The sequence below is a fragment of the Bacillus sp. 05T31 genome (assembly GCF_056396725.1).
Genome location: NZ_JBFTMA010001049.1, coordinates 1 through 1,032, shown reverse-complemented (window position 1 = coordinate 1,032; position 1,032 = coordinate 1). Strand labels below are relative to the sequence as shown.

The 1,032-nt window shown below is 30.7% G+C and carries 1 protein-coding gene and 1 pseudogene; one reads left to right on the top strand and one right to left on the bottom strand.

Going from position 1 to position 1,032, the window contains the following annotated elements; all coding sequences use genetic code 11:
* Window positions 1-681 (top strand): sensor histidine kinase (locus AC1DJR_RS31210; RefSeq protein ID WP_477004385.1); only part of this gene is annotated, 681 nt, incomplete at its 5' end.
* Between the two features lie 57 nt (window positions 682-738).
* On the opposite strand, the pseudogene AC1DJR_RS31205 reads toward AC1DJR_RS31210, so the two are convergent.
* Window positions 739-1,032: pseudogene (locus AC1DJR_RS31205) on the bottom strand (hypothetical protein); the annotation flags it as partial.

Below are 1,032 nucleotides of genomic sequence, written 5' to 3'. Positions count from 1 at the left end.
ATTGTAGCACATGAATTAAAGACCCCTCTTACTGTAATGAAAGGATACTTAGAAGGGATGATATACAATATTGGCCCTTATCAAAATCGTGATCAATATTTAAAGAAAAATCATCAAATTATTGAAAGTATGGAACAATTAGTTCGTGAAATTTTAAGCATGTCGAAATTAGAACAACACACCTTTAAACTAAAAGTAGAAGAAGTTAATCTTTCGAAGTTAATAGATACAATCACAAAAGATCTCGAATTTTTTGCTTCTCAAAAAAGCATCCAAATAATAAAAGAAATTGATTCTGATCTTTCTGTTTATACAGATCGTGTTCTTTTTGAAAAAGCATGTAAAAATATTATCCATAATGCGGTTATGTATTCACCACATAATGAAAAAGTCYATATAAAGTTAAGTGAGGATTCTAAACAAGRTCAAATCAAAATGCAAATTATGAATACAGGTGTCAATATTAAAGAAGAGGATATACAACAAATTTTCAAACCATTTTATCGAATTGAAAAATCAAGGAATCGAAATACTGGAGGAAGTGGTTTGGGGCTATATATTGTTAAACAAATTTTTGAAACGCTAGATATAAAGTATTCTATAAAGAATATGGAACGTAGTGTACAATTTAGCATGAACATTCCATTATCTAAACAAAAAACAAACAAACTCCCCTCTTAGTAGGACGAGTTTGTTTGTTTTTTCTAGTTTTAGTATTGTTATTTTTCGAGTTACTTTTTAAGCAATATGTGGATTAGCTTTTTTACCAATCCACATACCTAAGCCCACCATGCTAAGCCAACAGCAAATTGCTAACATAAACATCAATCGTTGTACGGATAACCCTTCAATCTGCATTTGACCCTTCCCAACAATTGTTTGGAAAAGTTGCGACCATTCGACATCGTAAAACACCCCTACTCCCACAATCACAATCAATATAAAAAATTGTAAAAATATATTCCCCATATTTCTCCATGTTGTGTAAATGAGTAAAGAAAGCTCTCTATGTGTAGCATTCACCATATATAC